18 protein-coding genes and 1 pseudogene are annotated in these 16,025 nt (G+C 44.2%); 12 read left to right on the top strand and 7 right to left on the bottom strand.

The genetic code is table 11. The features are described from left to right. From mpl to B4033_RS05095, 5 genes and pseudogenes are all read left to right on the top strand, one after another. Window positions 1-1,075, top strand: a 1,075-nt coding sequence (gene mpl / locus B4033_RS05080) for a UDP-N-acetylmuramate:L-alanyl-gamma-D-glutamyl-meso-diaminopimelate ligase (RefSeq protein WP_286832514.1), incomplete at its 5' end; no start/stop codon positions are given. A gap of 244 nt (window positions 1,076-1,319) precedes the next feature. Beyond that, window positions 1,320-1,466: an alanine acetyltransferase gene (locus B4033_RS05085; protein ID WP_286832515.1), complete on the top strand. Its 147-nt coding sequence runs from the start codon at window positions 1,320-1,322 to the stop codon at window positions 1,464-1,466. A 27-nt stretch (window positions 1,467-1,493) separates the two neighbouring features. Further along, on the top strand, window positions 1,494-1,592 hold the full coding sequence (locus tag B4033_RS05090; RefSeq protein WP_286832516.1) for an alcohol dehydrogenase catalytic domain-containing protein: 99 nt from the start codon (window positions 1,494-1,496) through the stop codon (window positions 1,590-1,592). Beyond that, window positions 1,558-1,692: pseudogene (locus B4033_RS13630) on the top strand (alcohol dehydrogenase catalytic domain-containing protein); the annotation flags it as partial. The gene B4033_RS05090 and the pseudogene B4033_RS13630, both read left to right, overlap by 35 nt. A 3-nt stretch (window positions 1,693-1,695) precedes the next feature. Beyond that, complete coding sequence (locus tag B4033_RS05095; protein WP_286832517.1) at window positions 1,696-2,406, top strand: zinc-binding dehydrogenase; 711 nt, start codon at window positions 1,696-1,698, stop codon at window positions 2,404-2,406. 64 nt (window positions 2,407-2,470) lie between these two features. On the opposite strand, the gene B4033_RS05100 is transcribed toward B4033_RS05095, so the two are convergent. From B4033_RS05100 to B4033_RS05110, 3 genes are all read right to left on the bottom strand, one after another. Continuing rightward, a complete protein-coding gene (locus B4033_RS05100; RefSeq protein WP_008306942.1) occupies window positions 2,471-2,941 on the bottom strand; it encodes a BLUF domain-containing protein in 471 nt (156 codons plus the stop codon). Window positions 2,942-3,468: 527 nt separating this feature from the next. After that, entirely contained in the window at window positions 3,469-3,762 is a 294-nt protein-coding gene (locus B4033_RS05105) for a GNAT family N-acetyltransferase (RefSeq protein ID WP_004813972.1), read from the bottom strand. A 106-nt stretch (window positions 3,763-3,868) separates the two neighbouring features. Further along, window positions 3,869-4,150 (bottom strand): GNAT family N-acetyltransferase, encoded by a 282-nt coding sequence (locus tag B4033_RS05110; RefSeq protein ID WP_004813975.1) that lies wholly within the window; start codon window positions 4,148-4,150, stop codon window positions 3,869-3,871. Window positions 4,151-4,304: 154 nt separating this feature from the next. Between B4033_RS05110 and B4033_RS05115 the strand changes: the two genes are divergently transcribed. From B4033_RS05115 to B4033_RS05135, 5 genes are all read left to right on the top strand, one after another. Then, complete coding sequence (locus B4033_RS05115) at window positions 4,305-5,489, top strand: sugar transporter (RefSeq protein ID WP_286832519.1); 1,185 nt, start codon at window positions 4,305-4,307, stop codon at window positions 5,487-5,489. Between the two features lie 331 nt (window positions 5,490-5,820). Continuing rightward, on the top strand, window positions 5,821-6,786 hold the full coding sequence (locus B4033_RS05120; protein WP_071321234.1) for a TerC family protein: 966 nt from the start codon (window positions 5,821-5,823) through the stop codon (window positions 6,784-6,786). 200 nt (window positions 6,787-6,986) lie between these two features. Next, window positions 6,987-8,321, top strand: coding sequence for a guanine deaminase (gene guaD, locus B4033_RS05125; RefSeq protein ID WP_286832523.1), 1,335 nt, complete (start codon window positions 6,987-6,989; stop codon window positions 8,319-8,321). 218 nt (window positions 8,322-8,539) lie between these two features. Beyond that, a complete protein-coding gene (hpt, locus tag B4033_RS05130) occupies window positions 8,540-9,067 on the top strand; it encodes a hypoxanthine phosphoribosyltransferase (RefSeq protein WP_048880947.1) in 528 nt (175 codons plus the stop codon). A 170-nt stretch (window positions 9,068-9,237) separates the two neighbouring features. Then, the gene (locus B4033_RS05135) at window positions 9,238-9,495 is read left to right on the top strand and encodes a GlsB/YeaQ/YmgE family stress response membrane protein (RefSeq protein ID WP_004813984.1); all 258 of its coding nucleotides are present in this window, start codon (window positions 9,238-9,240) and stop codon (window positions 9,493-9,495) included. 135 nt (window positions 9,496-9,630) lie between these two features. Here the strand turns inward: B4033_RS05135 and B4033_RS05140 are convergent, their stop codons facing one another. After that, window positions 9,631-10,332 carry a DsbC family protein gene (locus B4033_RS05140; RefSeq protein WP_076754836.1) on the bottom strand — a complete coding sequence of 234 codons (702 nt, stop codon included), beginning with the start codon at window positions 10,330-10,332 and terminating at the stop codon, window positions 9,631-9,633. A 123-nt stretch (window positions 10,333-10,455) separates the two neighbouring features. Beyond that, entirely contained in the window at window positions 10,456-11,403 is a 948-nt protein-coding gene (dmeF, locus tag B4033_RS05145) for a CDF family Co(II)/Ni(II) efflux transporter DmeF (protein WP_286832527.1), read from the bottom strand. 56 nt (window positions 11,404-11,459) lie between these two features. Between dmeF and B4033_RS05150 the strand changes: the two genes are divergently transcribed. Together B4033_RS05150 and B4033_RS05155 are read left to right on the top strand one after the other, a co-directional pair. Next, window positions 11,460-11,726, top strand: a complete 267-nt coding sequence (locus tag B4033_RS05150; protein WP_004813991.1) for a metal/formaldehyde-sensitive transcriptional repressor — start codon at window positions 11,460-11,462, stop codon at window positions 11,724-11,726. 175 nt (window positions 11,727-11,901) lie between these two features. Beyond that, a complete protein-coding gene (locus B4033_RS05155; protein ID WP_076754840.1) occupies window positions 11,902-13,047 on the top strand; it encodes an MFS transporter in 1,146 nt (381 codons plus the stop codon). 43 nt (window positions 13,048-13,090) lie between these two features. Here the strand turns inward: B4033_RS05155 and mnmE are convergent, their stop codons facing one another. Continuing rightward, window positions 13,091-14,449 (bottom strand): tRNA uridine-5-carboxymethylaminomethyl(34) synthesis GTPase MnmE, encoded by a 1,359-nt coding sequence (mnmE, locus tag B4033_RS05160; RefSeq protein ID WP_286832530.1) that lies wholly within the window; start codon window positions 14,447-14,449, stop codon window positions 13,091-13,093. A 93-nt stretch (window positions 14,450-14,542) separates the two neighbouring features. Beyond that, window positions 14,543-16,025 (bottom strand): membrane protein insertase YidC (gene yidC, locus B4033_RS05165; RefSeq protein ID WP_286832531.1); only part of this gene is annotated, 1,483 nt, incomplete at its 5' end.

A 16,025-nucleotide genomic window follows, 5' to 3' on the forward strand; every position in this document is an offset into this window, starting at 1 on the left:
AGACCACGTTTTACAAGGCAAACATGTGCTGGGCGTTGCAGGTACGCATGGCAAAACGACCACAACGACCATGTTGGCGTGGGTACTGGATCAAGCGGGCTTAGAACCAGGCTTTTTGATTGGCGGCGTACCGCTCGGTTTTTCTGAAAGTGCACGTTTAGGTGGCGGCAAATACTTCTGTGTAGAAGCCGATGAATACGATTCTGCTTTCTTCGACAAGCGCTCCAAGTTCGTACATTACCATCCTAAGACTGCGATTCTGAATAATCTGGAATTTGATCATGCCGATATCTTTGATGATCTGGCCGCAATTCAAAAACAGTTCCATCATCTGGTACGCACTATTCCGTCTGAAGGTCGCATCATTGCACCGATTATGGAAACCAATATTGATGAAGTACTAGAGCAGGGCTGCTGGACACCGGTAGTTCGCACTTCACTGGATGCCAATGAAAAAGCTGAACTCTCTGCACAACAGTTGTCTGCTGATGGTTCATATTTTAAAGTGCTTCAGCATGGCGTAGTAAAAGGCGAAGTCAAATGGAATATGACGGGTCAGCACTCTGTTGCCAATGCTCTGGCAACTATTGCTGCTGCTGAGCATGTGGGTGTATCCATTCAAACCGCCTGTGAAGCACTCTCGAATTTTGGCGGTGTAAAACGCCGTATGGAGCTGCTCGATACGGTACGTGGTATCGAAGTCTATGATGATTTTGCCCATCATCCGACTGCAATTGATACTACCCTCGACGGCGCACGCAAGCGTCTGGGTGAACGTAAGCTTTGGGCGATTATTGAACCGCGTTCCAATACCATGCGTATGGGCAGTCACAAAGAGGGTTTGGCTTATTCAGCACGTCTGGCGGATGAAGTGATCTGGTATCAGCCAGAAGGTCTGGATTGGGATCTGCAACCTGTGATTGAGGCTGCACCAAATAAAGCTGTGGTAGCACGTACTTTGGATGAGATCATTCAAACTGTTGTTACTGAAGCAGGCGAGGGCGATGCTGTGGTGATCATGTCCAATGGCGGTTTTGGTGGCTTGCATCAGAAACTGATTAGCGCCTTACAGTAAATTATCTAAATCAATACTTGTAGTTTTTATTCCATAAAATTTCTCAAGGATCGTAGACACATGTCTACGATCCTTTTTTAATATTAAAAAATACTTAATTTTTTTAAGGAATTAACTATTTTACCAATGATCTAATCCTAAAGTCCTGCTAGCTTAAAGTCATTACATGTTTCTCAGCTGACAGTCGTCATAGCTAAATACGACTGCCAATCCTCCACAATAATCACTAAGAAGGATAGTTGCCATGTCAAATACAATGAAAGCAATGGTTTACTATGGCGCCAATGACATCCGTTTTGAAGAACGTCCCATCCCGAAAATCCTGCAACCCGATGATGCCATTATCAAACTGACTAAGGTCACGATCTGCGGGACCGACCTCGGCATCTAGAAAGGTAAAAATCCGGAAATTGAACAGGTGGCAAAAGAAAAAACCGGCGACTTTAATGGCCGGATTCTCGGTCATGAAGGCATTGGCATCATTGAAGAAGTCGGTTCAGCAGTCAAAAACTTTTAAAAAGGGTGATCGGGTCATTATTTCCTGCGTCAGCCGCTGCGGTACCTGTGAAAATTGCCAAAAACAGCTATATGCACACTGTCGTAATGAGGGTGGCTGGATTATGGGTTATATGATTGATGGTACCCATGCCGAATATGTCCGTACACCTTTTGCTGACACCTCTCTTTACCATTTACCTGAAGACTTAAATGAAGACGTCGCCGTCTTCCTGTCCGATATCCTGCCAACCTCACATGAAATTGGTGTGCAATATGGTGATGTCAAACCGGGTGACAATGTCGCGATCGTAGGTGCAGGACCAATCGGGATGAGTGCCTTGCTCACTGCTCAATTTTATTCTCCAGCCAATATTATTATGGTAGATATGGATGATAACCGGCTGGAATTTGCCAAAACAGTAGGTGCAACTCATACCGTTAACTCTGGTAAAGAAGATGCCATTCAAAAGATTTTAGAAATTACCGATGGACGCGGTGTCGACTGTGCCATTGAGGCGGTAGGGGTGGAACCGACCTGGAATATTTGCCAACATGTGGTGAAAGAGGGTGGACATATCGCCAACGTCGGCGTACATGGTAAAGCAGTGAATTTTGAACTGAACAAACTGTGGATTAAGAACCTGACCATTACTACCGGTCTGGTCAATGCCAATACCACTGGCATGCTGCTCAAGACCTGCTGTTCCGGCAAAATACCACTAGAAAAACTGGCCACGCATCACTTTAAATTTAACGAGTTTGAAAAGGCCTATGATGTGTTTAAACACGCGGCTGATGAAAAAGCCCTAAAAGTGATGATTGACATGAACTAATGCAAATCAGACAAAAAGAAGTCCGCCATGCGGACTTTTTTATTTTCAGTCTGGATTCACCAGATCAGAAATAGGGGACATAACCACGTTGTTTATAACCCTGAGGTGAAACCAGCTGTTGATGATTTTCGTCAACACGATACAAGATCTCGAGCAAGCCATCCAGATCTTGCTGGTTCAGATAATGCGGCTGAAAAGTGCTATGACCCAGCTTGGAAAAGAACGAAGCAATCTCGCTATGCTTATGTACATATTTCATCGACCACTCAGCAAAGCTTGGCGCTTCCACGGTTGTATCAGCGAAACGATACACCTGCTGATGCCGACGGTCTTTCGAAATACTTTGAAAAAGCTGCTCTACAATCTCAGGTTCACCCTGCAAACACTGGAAAAACTTTCCATGTGCATAATACAGTGCTCCATAGATCTGATGCTCATAATTGAACTTTCGTGCAATTGCTAAAATATCACTCAGGTCTTGTAATAGATCTTGTTCTGTTTCGATGCGCATACTGGCATAACAGAGTTGTAGCATGAATGATTCCTTTAAATTTCAAGTATTGATTTTATAGTCAATATATTGGGTTTAGGTTATTTTTTAATCAAATATCAGCTATTTCTTACACTGTTTTCAGTTTGCATTTTGTAGCTAAATTATTAAAAATTAAAGAGACATCATTGAAAAATAATTACTCGAATGATAATGCTTTTAATGAAGGTGAAACATGCTAAAAGATCTTTTCATCACGTTAAGCTTGTTATGTCTGTGTTTCGCGCTAGTCATCGTGTTGCATAGCTGGGGCTTGCAACGTGAGATTAACATGCTGATCAGCAGCATGCTATTAACTTGGGCACTATTGATTTGTGTGGATTATCGTACCTTTTTTCAGACCAGCATCTCCCTGATCATCGTTATTTTGATCATGCTGCAACAGTATGAACAGATTGTCTGGATGGGATTAGGACTCTTCAGCGGCACTCTGCTTTATAGACTGCCACAAGCCCATAAACAGGGCTTATCGTCTCTTATCCATTTGAACCTTTTTATTCCAACGGGGTGGTTTAAAAGGCTAAAGTCGCTACGTCATGTAAATTCCGATCACGCTTAAACATGACATGCACATAAGAGCATTGTGGAATAATTTTCAGCTGTTTCTGACGTGCAAATTCGACCAGAATATCCAGCATTTTACGGGCCACGCCTTTACCACGCAGTGCATGTGAGACCCAGGTATGGTCAGCAACAATGGTGTCCGGTTCACGCCATTGATAAGTAATTTCTGCTACGCGCTGACCATTGTCTTCCATGTAAAACACACCGCCGCGCTTTGAGTCCTGATGTTTGATGTTGCTCATTTTCTTACCTGTTGTACTAATCCAGGATCAACCTGTTATATCGTCATATCCTCATCCATTAAACATCTTATAGATGTTTAGTCCCATCTTTGAGTTAGATGAAGTCCTACTGAAGTACATCCCGTATGCTTTCATTTTTGTCAAACACCGACTTGGCAAAAGGGCAGAGTGGAATAATTTTCAGAGCATGCATTCTGGCAAAACCGACCGCAGCTTCGACCAGCTGCTGTCCAACACGTTGTCCGCGTAGGCTGTCATCCACCCAGGTATGATCAATAATGAACTTATCATCACCTGCCCGAGAATATGTCATTTCTGCCAGGCGCTGGTCTTTCTGCGCCACATACCATTCACCTTTAGTTCCTTGTTCTTGGTGTTCAATCTGCATAGGTTTACCTCAAGATTTTATCTCAGACTGCCATAGTCCTCAGCTTTACAATGTTACAATTTTTTTAATTCCGCTGAGTAAAATTACAGCCTGCCTCATGTGAAATTTTCTGGCAAAAGCATAGAATGTACCGATCCTGTATTGATCCTCCCTCATGTCTGCTTCTGCTCAACCTCTTTCTGTTACACGCCAATGGATCTGTGTGATTGCCCTGGCCTGTGCCGCTTTTATTTTTAATACGACCGAGTTTATTCCAGTAGCACTACTGAGCGATATAGGAAAGAGCTTTGCCATGACTCCAAGAGAAGTCGGGCTGATGCTGACCATTTATGCCTGGGTAGTCGCATTACTGTCTTTACCGATCATGCTGCTCACTAGAAATATTGAACGCCGTTTCCTGCTTACACTGCTATTTATGGTCTTTATTACCAGTCATGTGCTGTCTTATTTTGCCTGGAGTTTCATCGTCCTGGTTATCAGTCGGATCGGAATTGCAGTTGCTCATGCACTGTTCTGGTCAATCACGGCATCACTGGCAGTGCGTGTAGCACCGAAAGGAAAAGAATTTCAGGCCTTAGGCCTACTATCTACCGGTACCGCGATGGCAATGGTACTCGGAATTCCTTTTGGCCGGATGATTGGCGAAGCGTATGGCTGGCGTAACAGTTTTGGATTAATTGCGGTGATTGCCACGTTAGTCTGCTTTATTCTGGTTAAAACTTTGCCACATTTACCGAGTATTAATTCAGGCTCCTTTAGTAGTTTAAAGGGCCTGATCAAACGGCCCAGCCTGATGCTACTTTTTGTACTGACTGTATTGGTGATCAGCGCCCAGTTCACAGCCTATAGTTATATCGAACCTTTTGCGTTGAATGTAGCACATTTCAGTTCTGCACAGACCACAACATTGCTGCTGATCTACGGCGGAGCAGGCTTCCTGGGTTCCTACTTGTTTGGTAAATTTGCACCACAGTTTCCACGACTGACGATTCCATTTTTCACTTTAGGGCTGGGTATATCGATGCTCTTGCTATTGCCAATGTCAGTGAGCCTTTTTGGCTTAAATAGCCTGAGTCTTATGTGGGAAGTCAGTATTATTGGTTTTAGTCTGGCTTTACAGGCAAAGACTTTAAACCTCGCCTCAGATGCCACCGATGTAGCCATGGCAATCTTTTCAGGTTTATACAATGTCGGGATTGGTGGGGGTGCATTACTCGGCGGGATCGTGACCGCGCAAATTGGCTTGGGCAGTATCGGCTGGATGGGAGGATTACTGGCATTTTTTGGATTTGCGCTTAGTGTGTTTCTGGTACGCCGTCCTGATTTTCTTAAAGCTTAGTGAATGATTTTTGTAAATAAAATTGTATCCCTAATTAAAATCTGTCATGCTTAATTTACATTGAGCTATCGCTCAGACAAAATTTAGTTTGAACAAGGGGAGTAGCCTCCTCCAAACGTTTAAGAATGAAATTTCAGTTTTTGAACGTGTCAGAATATCGTCATTACACTTTGCAAAAAGTCGGTATCTGAGCATCTTTAGGTTACACTTGATATAAAAAAGTGAAACACTAAGATGTAGGCAAGACCTTGATCATGTTGTTATAGATGTTTTTCATCTGGCAGCTGGTCAAGGTTTTTTTATGGCCAGTCGTCCGATGTGGAGAATTCACATGGAAACAATTGGTACGCTCTGGCTGTATCTTGTCTTTTTCGCAATTGTCGCCGTCATGCTGGTGATCGATTTAGTCGGCTTTAAACATCAGCATGGTCAGGAAGTAAAAGTCCGTACCGCTGCCTACTGGAGTATTGCCTGGGTCAGTGTCGCGACTTTATTTGGTGGTGGATTATGGCTGTATCTGGAGCAGACTGCAGGTGCGGCAATTGCCAATACCAAGGTCATGGAATACTTTGCTGGTTATCTGCTGGAAAAATCCCTAGCAATTGATAATGTCTTTGTCTGGCTGATGATCTTTGCCGCCTTTGCCATTCCACCAGCGCTACAACGTAAATTGCTGTTATATGGTGTACTGGGTGCGATTGTGCTCAGAACCATCTTCATTTTTATTGGTGCCTGGTTTGTACAGGAGTTCTCGTGGATTCTGTATCTCTTCGGTGCGTTCCTGGTGTATACCGGCTTCAAATTCCTGCGTGGTCAGCATGAAGAAGACAGCAATATTGAAGATATGGCCATTCTGAAATGGCTACGTAAACATATGCGTATTACCCCGCAACTTCAGGGCGATAAATTCTTTGTCCGTCAAAATGGTTTGCTTTGGGCAACGCCGTTATTCTTGGTGCTGATTCTGGTCGAAGCCTCTGATGTGATCTTCGCAGTCGATTCTATTCCTGCTATTTTTGCTGTCACCACCGACCCCTTCATTGTGCTTACTGCGAACCTGATGGCAATTTTAGGCCTGCGTGCAATGTTCTTCCTGCTCTCGGGTGCAGCCTCAAAAATGCATTATCTGCCTTATGGTCTAGGTTTGATTCTGGTCTTTATCGGCTTTAAGATGCTGATGCTGGATGTATTCCATATGCCGATCTGGATTTCACTGAGCTTTATTGTGATTGTCTTGACGGTGACTGCGATCTTGTCGATTCGTCATAGCAAGAAACATAACGAAACTACGCTGTAAGATTAAGCATCAAGAAAGCCTGCATCAGCAGGCTTTTTTTATTTGTCTACAAGCTTGGCTGCACACACACGCTCTGTTGAAATTACGCGTGATTATTTGATCTCATAAAAAATACATATGGTTAAATATGAATGTTCATATAAACATGCTAATTTTTTCAGCTACAATCAATCGAAAAAATCAAAAAGCGCAGGTTTTAAATGTCTTCTATCATTGCAACGACGGCAATACGCGGTCGCTTCCTGGATATCAAGAATACGGTTGCCCAAGCGCGTGAAATTCACGACCAAGTGCGATATGTAGAAGATGGCTTGCTCATCAGCCAGAATGGTGAGATTCAATGGTTTGGCAGCTGGGAAGAGGGGCAGCAGCATCTGCCTGAAGGAGTGCAGGTAGCTCATTATCCTGAGCAGCTGATCGTGCCAGGTTTTATTGATACCCATATCCATTTCCCGCAAACCGAAATGGTCGGTGCTTATGGTGAACAACTTCTAGAATGGTTAAATACCTATACTTTTCCGACTGAAATCCAGTTTCAGGATCCAGCTTATTCAGAAAAAATTGCCGAGTTTTTTGTAGAAGAATTACTTAAAAACGGCACCACGACCGCATTGGTCTTTTGTACCGTCCATCCTGAATCAGTCAATGCTTTATTTAATGCAGCGACGACGCGTAATATGCGTCTGATTGCGGGTAAAGTGCTAATGGACCGTCATGCACCGGAAGCACTGACGGACACCGCAGAAACAGCGTATACCGATTCTAAAAAATTGATTGAAAAGTGGCATGGCAAGGGCCGTAACCTGTATGCGATCACGCCACGCTTTGCTCCAACTTCAACAGCTGAACAGCTAGAAAAAGCAGGACAACTTAAAGCGGAATATCCGGATGTGTATGTGCATACTCATTTAAGTGAAAACAAGAATGAGATTGCCTGGGTCAAGGAATTGTTCCCGGAACATCAAAGTTATTTAGATGTTTACCATCACTATGGTCTGACCGGTTCTAAATCGGTATTTGCGCATTGTGTGCATCTGGAAGAGCAGGAGTGGGATTGCATGCATCAGACCGACTCGGCTATTGCCTTCTGTCCAACCTCAAATCTGTTCCTGGGCAGTGGTTTATTCCCTTTGAAAAAGGCCTGGGACAAAGGCGTTAAAGTGGGACTGGGCACCGATATCGGAGCAGGGACCTCATTTAATCAGCTGCAAACCCTGAATGAAGCCTATAAGGTGCAGCAGTTACAAGGTAATAAACTGTCTGCCTTTGAATCGCTATATCATGCGACACTAGGCGGGGCCAAAGCCTTGAGTCTGGAGGATCAACTCGGCAACTTTAATATCGGTAAAGAAGCCGACTTTGTTGTATTAGATCTGAATGCGACGGCGTTACAACAGCTGCGTCAAAGCAAAGCCAAAAATATTGAAGATGCATTTTTTGCACTGATTATGCTGGGTGATGACCGTAATATTGCAGCGACTTATGTTTCTGGAGAGGCGGTTTATGTCAAAACAACAGCTCAGGAAAAAGCCTGAAAAATCGCGCCGTCGCACATGGTTCATGTTATCAGCAATAGCCATTGGCTGCGCTTTTTTACTCAAGCGCGATTCACAATTGCCGAAAAAATGATTACATTAAAACAGGGCAAAACAGGTGCATCTGCCTGCTGGATGTATTAAAATTACTGATATATCAGGTGTTGCAGGTCAACACCTTTTTTATTTTGCTATTTTTACTTTTTAGGTATCTACCCATGACCGTTCAAATGAGCGTAATGATTTCCGCTGAAGAAATTCAAGCTAAAGTCAAAGAGCTTGGTGCTCAAATCGATGCACACTATGCCAATAGTGACAAAGAACTTGTGCTCATCGGTTTGTTACGCGGTTCAGTGATTTTTATGGCCGATTTATGTCGTGTAATTTCAAAACCACATGAACTGGATTTCATGACGGTATCCAGTTATGGCGGTGGCACGGTATCGTCACGTGATGTAAAAATCCTGAAAGATTTAGACGGTGAAATCCGTGGTAAAGATGTACTGGTGGTAGAAGACATCATCGATTCCGGCAACACCCTGAGCAAAGTTCTGGAAATTCTGCACACCCGTAACCCAAACTCGATTCAGCTCTGTACCTTGGTCAGCAAACCTTCACGCCGTGAAATTAATCTGGATGTGCAGTTCCTTGGCTTTGAAGTTGAAGACAAGTTTATTGTCGGTTACGGTCTGGACTATGACCAGAAGTATCGCCATTTGCCTTTTATTGGTGAAATTGGTCTTTAAGAGATCCAACTTTCAAAAGTGGCGACAGCCACTTTTTTTATGTCTGCTTCACATGAACAAAAAGCTAACATTCCGTTTCAGGACTTCGCTAGATTGAAGACTTGACTTATCCGATGATGATTTCTGAACATGACTTAAAAACAAAGACATGATAAGAAAGGAGCATACATATGTGGTCACTTATAGTTGCAATTGTTATTGGTTTTATCGCAGGTTTAATTGCGCGTGCAATCCATCCTGGAGATGACAAGGCAGGCTTTATTATGACAACCCTACTGGGGATTGCCGGTTCATTACTTGCGACCTATGGCGGTCGGATGCTAGGTCTTTATGAGGAAGGTTCAGCAGCAGGCTTTATTGCTTCGGTGATTGGTGCCATTATCATTCTGTTTATCTACAACATGGTCACCAAACGCAGAACTGTCTAAATATTTAATTGAATAATTTCTGTTTTGCATTGAAAAAAGCACCCTGTCGGGTGCTTTTTTATTGCTGGGTTTTTAAAGATTCAATTCAAAGCTTCTGCTCTCGATATACTTCAGATGACCAAGCGAAAGTTAAGATTAAAGACCAAGTTCTGTCAGAATCTTTTCAATCTGTTCAGCTGGATAGGCACCCATGACTTTAAAACCATTCGAGAAAATAATTGCTGGGGTACCCTGAATATTTAGGGATTTAGCCAAGGCCAAGTTGCGTTCTACCGGATTGGCGCAGCGTTTGCCAGATTTAGGCTGAATACCTTTACTAATCAGATCATCCCAGGCTTGAGCCGGATTTTTTTCACAATAAATCTGTCGTGAAGGAGCTATAGATTGCGCTTTCAGTGGCAGAACAAAAGTGTAAATAGTTACGTCATTGAGCTTTTTAAGTTCTAGTTCAAGCTGTTTGCAATAGGGGCAATTGGGGTCAGAAAAAATCGCCAGCTGACGCTTGCCAGTGCCTCTTACTGTTTTCAATGCATCCTGTAAAGGCAGCTTTTTCCAGTCGATACTGTTCTGTTTCAGCACCAGATCCCGGGTAAGATTTTGCTTATCGGCAAGGCGAATCATAGACCCACCGATGAGATGCTTGGCATCCTCGTTCAGGTAAACCACTTGTCCATCCATAGAACCACTATAGATCCCTTTCATTTCAGTAGTCTGAAGATTTTCAATCTTCAGGTCTGGGCTATGTTTGGCCAAGTTAGCTTTGACTGTATTGATATCGGCAAAGCTAAGGCTCGTAGCCAATACCGTCATGGCCAGCAGTAGGATAGGTTTCAGCATGAATCTCCTGCTCATGTCAGAGTAAAGTAGTGCTGATTCTATGCGTTTTATGCAGAAAAATCAGATGATTTATGTACTGTCATGTTTTAGTATTTTTAATGTTTCACGTGGAACATAAACTACTTATGAAATAGAAGTAACCGGATTAATCTCTACAGAAATATGCACGATTTCTTCATGAATAGAAATAGCGTCGCGTACCTGATCAGGACTTAGATCTAGCGTAGTCTCCAGCGCCACAAAACAGGCAAACTTGCCTTTCCCAACGCGGGAAACATGCAGGTCAGACAGTTTTACTAAAGGACCAAATTCCGCGACAACTTCCCGGATTTCATCTACCACTGGTGCATCCATATCGGCATCCAGCAGGGTTTTGGCAGTCTGTTTCAATAAACCAATAGACCAGCGTGCGACCAGAACTGAGCCAACAATCCCGAGCACAGCATCCAGAATATCCCAGCCGAAATACTTACCGGCAAGCAGGGCTATGATGGCAAAGACTGAAGTCAGGGCATCTGCTACTACATGCATAAATGCTGCCTGATGATTCAGGTCATGCTGATGGTCAGAATGGCTAGGATGATGCTCATGATCGTAGTGATGCCCATGAGCATGTTCATGTCCACCATCATGCAGCAACCAGGCACAGACCAGATTAATAAATAAACCTAAAATCGCAATAGGAATGGCTTCGTTATAGTGAATCTCTACCGGAGCAAACAGGCGTTCAATCGAATGGAAAGCCATAAAGCCCGCTATCACCAATAGCATGATGGCACTACTATAACCTGCCAGAATTTCAATGCGCCAGGTCCCCATATTAAAACGAGGATCATCGGCATAATGACGTGCTGCTTTGTAGGCGGCAAAGGCAAGTCCCAAGGCCAGGACATGGGAACTCATATGCCAGCCATCTGCCAGCAAGGCCATGGATTGAAAAACCCAGCCACCCATGATCTCAAATACCATCATCACGGCAGTCAGGATTGTGGCGAGCAGTATTTTCTTCTGTGCCAGTGGATTGCCTTGATCAAACTGATGGTTGTGCTGTGGAACGGTATTGTTTTGCATTCGAGTGGTCTTATTTATATACTCCCCCTTAGTATATTTATTTTTGGAGACTTGGGGTGAGTCATTTGCATGAAGATAAAAAAATATTAAATCGTGTACGGCGTTTAAAAGGTCAGATTCATGCGGTGGAAGCCTCACTGACACAGCAAGAACCCAGCTGTATTGATGTGCTACAACAGGTTGCGGCCATCAAGGGGGCGGTGAATGGTCTGATGAATGAACTGATCGAGGAGCACCTTAGAGAGCATGTAATCAAAGATCCAGAAGCTGTCAATGAACAGGATCTTCAGGAATTTTTAAAATTGCTCAAGCGTTATGGCTGATTTTTTCTGTCGAATATTTTCGTTTTGTTTACAGCAAGATAATTGACCACTTTTTCATCTAACCGATACACTGCTTTCCATTCAAATTTTTATTCGACATCATTTTTCTGAAAGCGTGATGTTGAACTTCTATGGCAGCAGCATGACAATAAATACCACATGGCAACCATTCGCCATGGTTAGCCTTACATTGATTATGGGGACTATCGGCACGGCACTGGCCAGTCCGCTTTACCCTATTTATCAACAGGTTTGGCATCTATCTCCAAGCCAGATTACTTATATTTTTGTCGCCTATATGTTTGGCTGTCTAGGCACTCTGTTGTTTCTGGGACGAACCAGTAACAGTATTGGTTTTTTAAGAACCTTACAAATCGGCTTGGTATTTATCAGTATAGGCTTAATCATTTCCGTCTTTGCAGACAATGCAGTGATTTTATCAGTGGGGCGTTTCATTATCGGCATTGCCTCGGGTCTCATGACCACTTCTGCCATGATTGGCATGATACAAACCATTCCAGAGAGTCATAAGCAGTTTGCGCCGCAACTGGTATCAATCCTGACTGCGGTTGGCTTTGGTTTGGGTCCTTTGGTCGGCGGAATCATTGCGCAGTTTTCTCAGATGCCACTGATCACTCCATATCTACCTATTATTTGGGGGGCAGTACTGTGTTTTATTGGCTTGTTCTGGTTAAAAGTGCCAGCATTTGAACGTCAGCCCTTTAGTATTGCACCGAAATTACTGCGTCCTGAGCCTCAATATCATGCTTTGTTTATGATCGTGGGTTTGACCGCATTTTGTGCCTTTGCTGCCTTTAGTTTATTTGCCTCACTGTCGCCCTCTTTTCTGCAGGATATTCTGCCTTGGCATGGGCCTCTAGTCAGTGGTACCGCCATCACCTGCATTTTGTTGATTTCTGCCATGGTGCAGTTCTTTGCTAAAGCGGTTGCTGCAAAGAAATGTCTGAATATTGGCTTGATCATTATGTTTGCGAGTCTGATAAGTCTTGCACTGTGTATGCTCCTCAAAACGAGCATCTTATTCTTTGTCAGTGATATTCTGTTTGGAATTGGACATGGTTTTGCCCTGATGGGCGCATTTGGCGTGATTCATGCAATCACAACCTTACAGAATCGGGCCGCAGTCATGTCGACCTATCTGTTTGTGGGTTATTTAGGCACAATTGTGCCAATTATTGCAGTGGGTTATCTGGCCGATCATTTTGGCTTGGGTTTTGCTGTTATCAGCTTCTGTGCGGTGATTAGTATTTTATGTGTAGTTCTCTGGGTATCACATCAGAAACTGCATGTAAAAGCCTGATAAAAAAACCCTCTATGGAGGGCTTTTTTATATATCTTGAAGATTATTTTCCAATACAGAACGATCCAAAGATCTTGCCCAGTAGATCATCCGCACTAAAGTCACCGGTGATCTCACCTAGAGCATTCTGTGCCAGACGCAAGGATTCTGCCACTAACTCACCTGCGTTATATATTACCAGTTGTTCACGAGCTTCAGCTAGATACACCTGGGTACGCTTCATTGCGTCTAAATGACGGGTACGGGCAATAAAGGTATCTTCTTCAGGCTGGAAGCCTGCATGCGCTGTAATCGCCTCTATGAGCGCTTGAACGCCCATTTCCTGCTTGGCTGAGACAGTGATATGACGGAAACCCTGAAAATCACCGATGATAGCTTCGGCACCGGTCAAATCTGCTTTATTACCAATCAGCATCAGGCGTTTCGGTTCAATATGTTCAGCAAAATATTCCTGTGCCAGTTGTAATGGATCATCACCCTGACTCAGGTCATAGACCAGCAACAGCAGATCTGCCTGTTCAATTTCCTTGATTGCACGACGAATCCCTTCTTTTTCCACGATATCACCTGTTTCACGCAGACCGGCAGTATCAGTCAGGGTAATTGGCAAACCATTTAAGGTAATTTTCTCATGCAAAACGTCACGTGTCGTACCCGCAATATCGGTCACAATGGCGCGTTCAATCCCGGCCAAAGCATTTAGCAATGACGATTTACCGGCATTGGGTTTACCGGCAATGACCACCTGCAAACCTTCACGTAGAAGCTGGCCCTGACGTGCAGATTGCTGTACTTGAGTGACTGCACTGGATACGCGATCTAGCAGATTTAGAATCTTGCCATCCGCCAGAAAATCAATTTCTTCTTCAGGGAAATCAATTGCCGCTTCTACATGCAGACGCAAATGAATCAGCTGCTCAAGTACGGCATTCACCTTGGTCGAAAATGCGCCTTGCAGAGAACGTACTGCCGAACGTGCAGCCGCTTGCGATGTCGCATCAATCAGGTCAGCAATGGCTTCAGCCTGGACCAGATCCAGCTTGCCATTTTCAAAGGCACGCATGGAGAATTCACCTGCTTTGGCTGCTGTTGCCCCAAGTTCCAACAAACGTGCCAGCAGGGCATTCTGAATCACCGGACCACCATGGCCTTGTAGTTCAACCACATCTTCGCCCGTGAAAGAGTTTGGATTCGGGAAGCAGATCACTAAACCTTCATCCATGACTTCACCTGCCGCATCATAGAACTGGCGAAAACCAGCAAATCGGGCTTTTGGCAGGTCTTTGCGGGTCAGGGCCTGAGCAATCTCATAAGATTTTGGACCAGACAGACGAATCACCCCAACGCCGCCACGTCCCGGTGGTGTCGCAATCGCAGCAATCGTAGTGGTTGGGTTGAGCATAAAATTCACCTGCAGAAGAACAAAAAGTACAGCCAAAAAAAATCCGCCTAAGATTACCATCTTAAGCGGATTTATTCAGCCCGTCAGTTCAACTTAGTTGACTGGCTTTGCCTCATCACGTTGTGCACGATCTTTGGCAACAGACTTGTTGATCAAGCTTTGCTGCAGGATGGTAATCAGGTTGTTGACAATCCAGTACAGCACCAGACCAGCCGGGAAGAACAGTAAGAATACTGTAAAAATCACTGGCATGATCTTGAACACTTTCGCCTGCATTGGATCAGTCGGTTGTGGGTTCAACGACTGCTGGATATACATGGTTGCACCCATCAGCAATGGCAGGATGAACCAAGGATCCATTGAAGATAAATCCTGAATCCACAGCATCCATGGTGCATGACGCAGTTCCACAGATTCCATCAGTACCCAGTACAATGCTAGGAAGATTGGCATTTGCAGCAAGAGCGGTAAACAGCCGGCAAGTGGATTTACCTGCTCGCGTTTGTACAGTGCCATCATCTCTTGAGAGAAGCGCATACGGTCTTCACCGAACTCTTCTTTCATACGCTGCATTTCTGGCGCAATCACACGCATTTTCGCCATAGAGCGGTAACTCTTCGATGACAATGGCCACAGGATCAGTTTTACCAGAATAGTCAACAGAATGATCGCCCAGCCCCAGTTACCTACCAGGCCATGGAAAAATTCCAGACCAACAAATAGTAGTTTGGCAATCGGCCATAACCAGCCATAATCTACAGTCTGGTTCAGACCTGTTGCCAGATCTTTGAGCTCTGACTGGATTTTTGGACCAGAATAGAAGGTCGCATCAATTTCAGCCACAGTACCGGCAGGTACATTGAAGGTCGGAGAGGTAAAGCCAATGATATTCATGTTATCAGTTGACTTACGTGATTCCAGCTTCGCCGTATAGGCCTCGCCATTGCCCTGCGTCAGTTTCAGGTTACCTGGTACCCATGCACTGACAAAGTAGTGCTGCACCATCGCAACCCAGCCGCCTTTGGCTTCAGTGCTGAGTTTTTCTTCAACAAAGTTGTCAAATTTCAACTTGTTGTAATGCTCATCCGGGGTACCCCAAGCGCCACCCAAGAAAGTACCTAAAGTAAAGATACCTTGATCGGATTTGCCTGGATCCTCAGAATTGTCACGCTTGATCTGGCCAAACATTTGACCTTGCCAAGCCTGTCCACTGCGGTTGATAACCTTGTGGTTCACGACAACTGGATATTCACCTTCAGTAAAATTGAAGGTTTTGATAATTTCTACACCATCTGCCGTCTTGAATACCATTGGCACAGACAGAACTTTTACATTCTCGCCATCTTTATTTTTGACTGCCTTGGCATCTGCCAGGGTATAAGCAGTTTTTTCCAGCTCATAGCTTGGACGGCCATTACGGCTGCTGTCCGGTCCATTTAGACCAATTAAACCTGACTGCGCGACATAAGTACGTTTCGCATCGCTTTCCAGCATGACGAAAGGTTCATCGCTGTCTTTGTTTTTGTCATGATTGAGTAATTCAACACGAACAATATCACCACCTTTAGGATTAATC

The sequence above is a fragment of the Acinetobacter sp. UBA3132 genome, assembly GCF_002364825.1.
GTDB classification, from domain to species: domain Bacteria; phylum Pseudomonadota; class Gammaproteobacteria; order Pseudomonadales; family Moraxellaceae; genus Acinetobacter; species Acinetobacter schindleri.

What these genes read in the sequence shown, in the direction of transcription:
- B4033_RS05085 (WP_286832515.1), top strand. Translation starts at nt 1,320, where the DNA reads ATGTCAAATACAATGAAAGCAATGGTTTACTATGGCGCCAATGACATC.
- B4033_RS05095 (WP_286832517.1), top strand. Translation starts at nt 1,696, where the DNA reads ATGGGTTATATGATTGATGGTACCCATGCCGAATATGTCCGTACACCT.
- B4033_RS05100 (WP_008306942.1), bottom strand. Translation starts at nt 2,941, where the DNA reads ATGCTACAACTCTGTTATGCCAGTATGCGCATCGAAACAGAACAAGAT.
- B4033_RS05105 (WP_004813972.1), bottom strand. Translation starts at nt 3,762, where the DNA reads ATGAGCAACATCAAACATCAGGACTCAAAGCGCGGCGGTGTGTTTTAC.
- B4033_RS05110 (WP_004813975.1), bottom strand. Translation starts at nt 4,150, where the DNA reads ATGCAGATTGAACACCAAGAACAAGGAACTAAAGGTGAATGGTATGTG.
- B4033_RS05115 (WP_286832519.1), top strand. Translation starts at nt 4,305, where the DNA reads ATGTCTGCTTCTGCTCAACCTCTTTCTGTTACACGCCAATGGATCTGT.
- B4033_RS05120 (WP_071321234.1), top strand. Translation starts at nt 5,821, where the DNA reads ATGGAAACAATTGGTACGCTCTGGCTGTATCTTGTCTTTTTCGCAATT.
- guaD (WP_286832523.1), top strand. Translation starts at nt 6,987, where the DNA reads ATGTCTTCTATCATTGCAACGACGGCAATACGCGGTCGCTTCCTGGAT.
- hpt (WP_048880947.1), top strand. Translation starts at nt 8,540, where the DNA reads ATGACCGTTCAAATGAGCGTAATGATTTCCGCTGAAGAAATTCAAGCT.
- B4033_RS05135 (WP_004813984.1), top strand. Translation starts at nt 9,238, where the DNA reads ATGTGGTCACTTATAGTTGCAATTGTTATTGGTTTTATCGCAGGTTTA.
- B4033_RS05140 (WP_076754836.1), bottom strand. Translation starts at nt 10,332, where the DNA reads ATGCTGAAACCTATCCTACTGCTGGCCATGACGGTATTGGCTACGAGC.
- dmeF (WP_286832527.1), bottom strand. Translation starts at nt 11,403, where the DNA reads ATGCAAAACAATACCGTTCCACAGCACAACCATCAGTTTGATCAAGGC.
- B4033_RS05155 (WP_076754840.1), top strand. Translation starts at nt 11,902, where the DNA reads ATGGTTAGCCTTACATTGATTATGGGGACTATCGGCACGGCACTGGCC.
- mnmE (WP_286832530.1), bottom strand. Translation starts at nt 14,449, where the DNA reads ATGCTCAACCCAACCACTACGATTGCTGCGATTGCGACACCACCGGGA.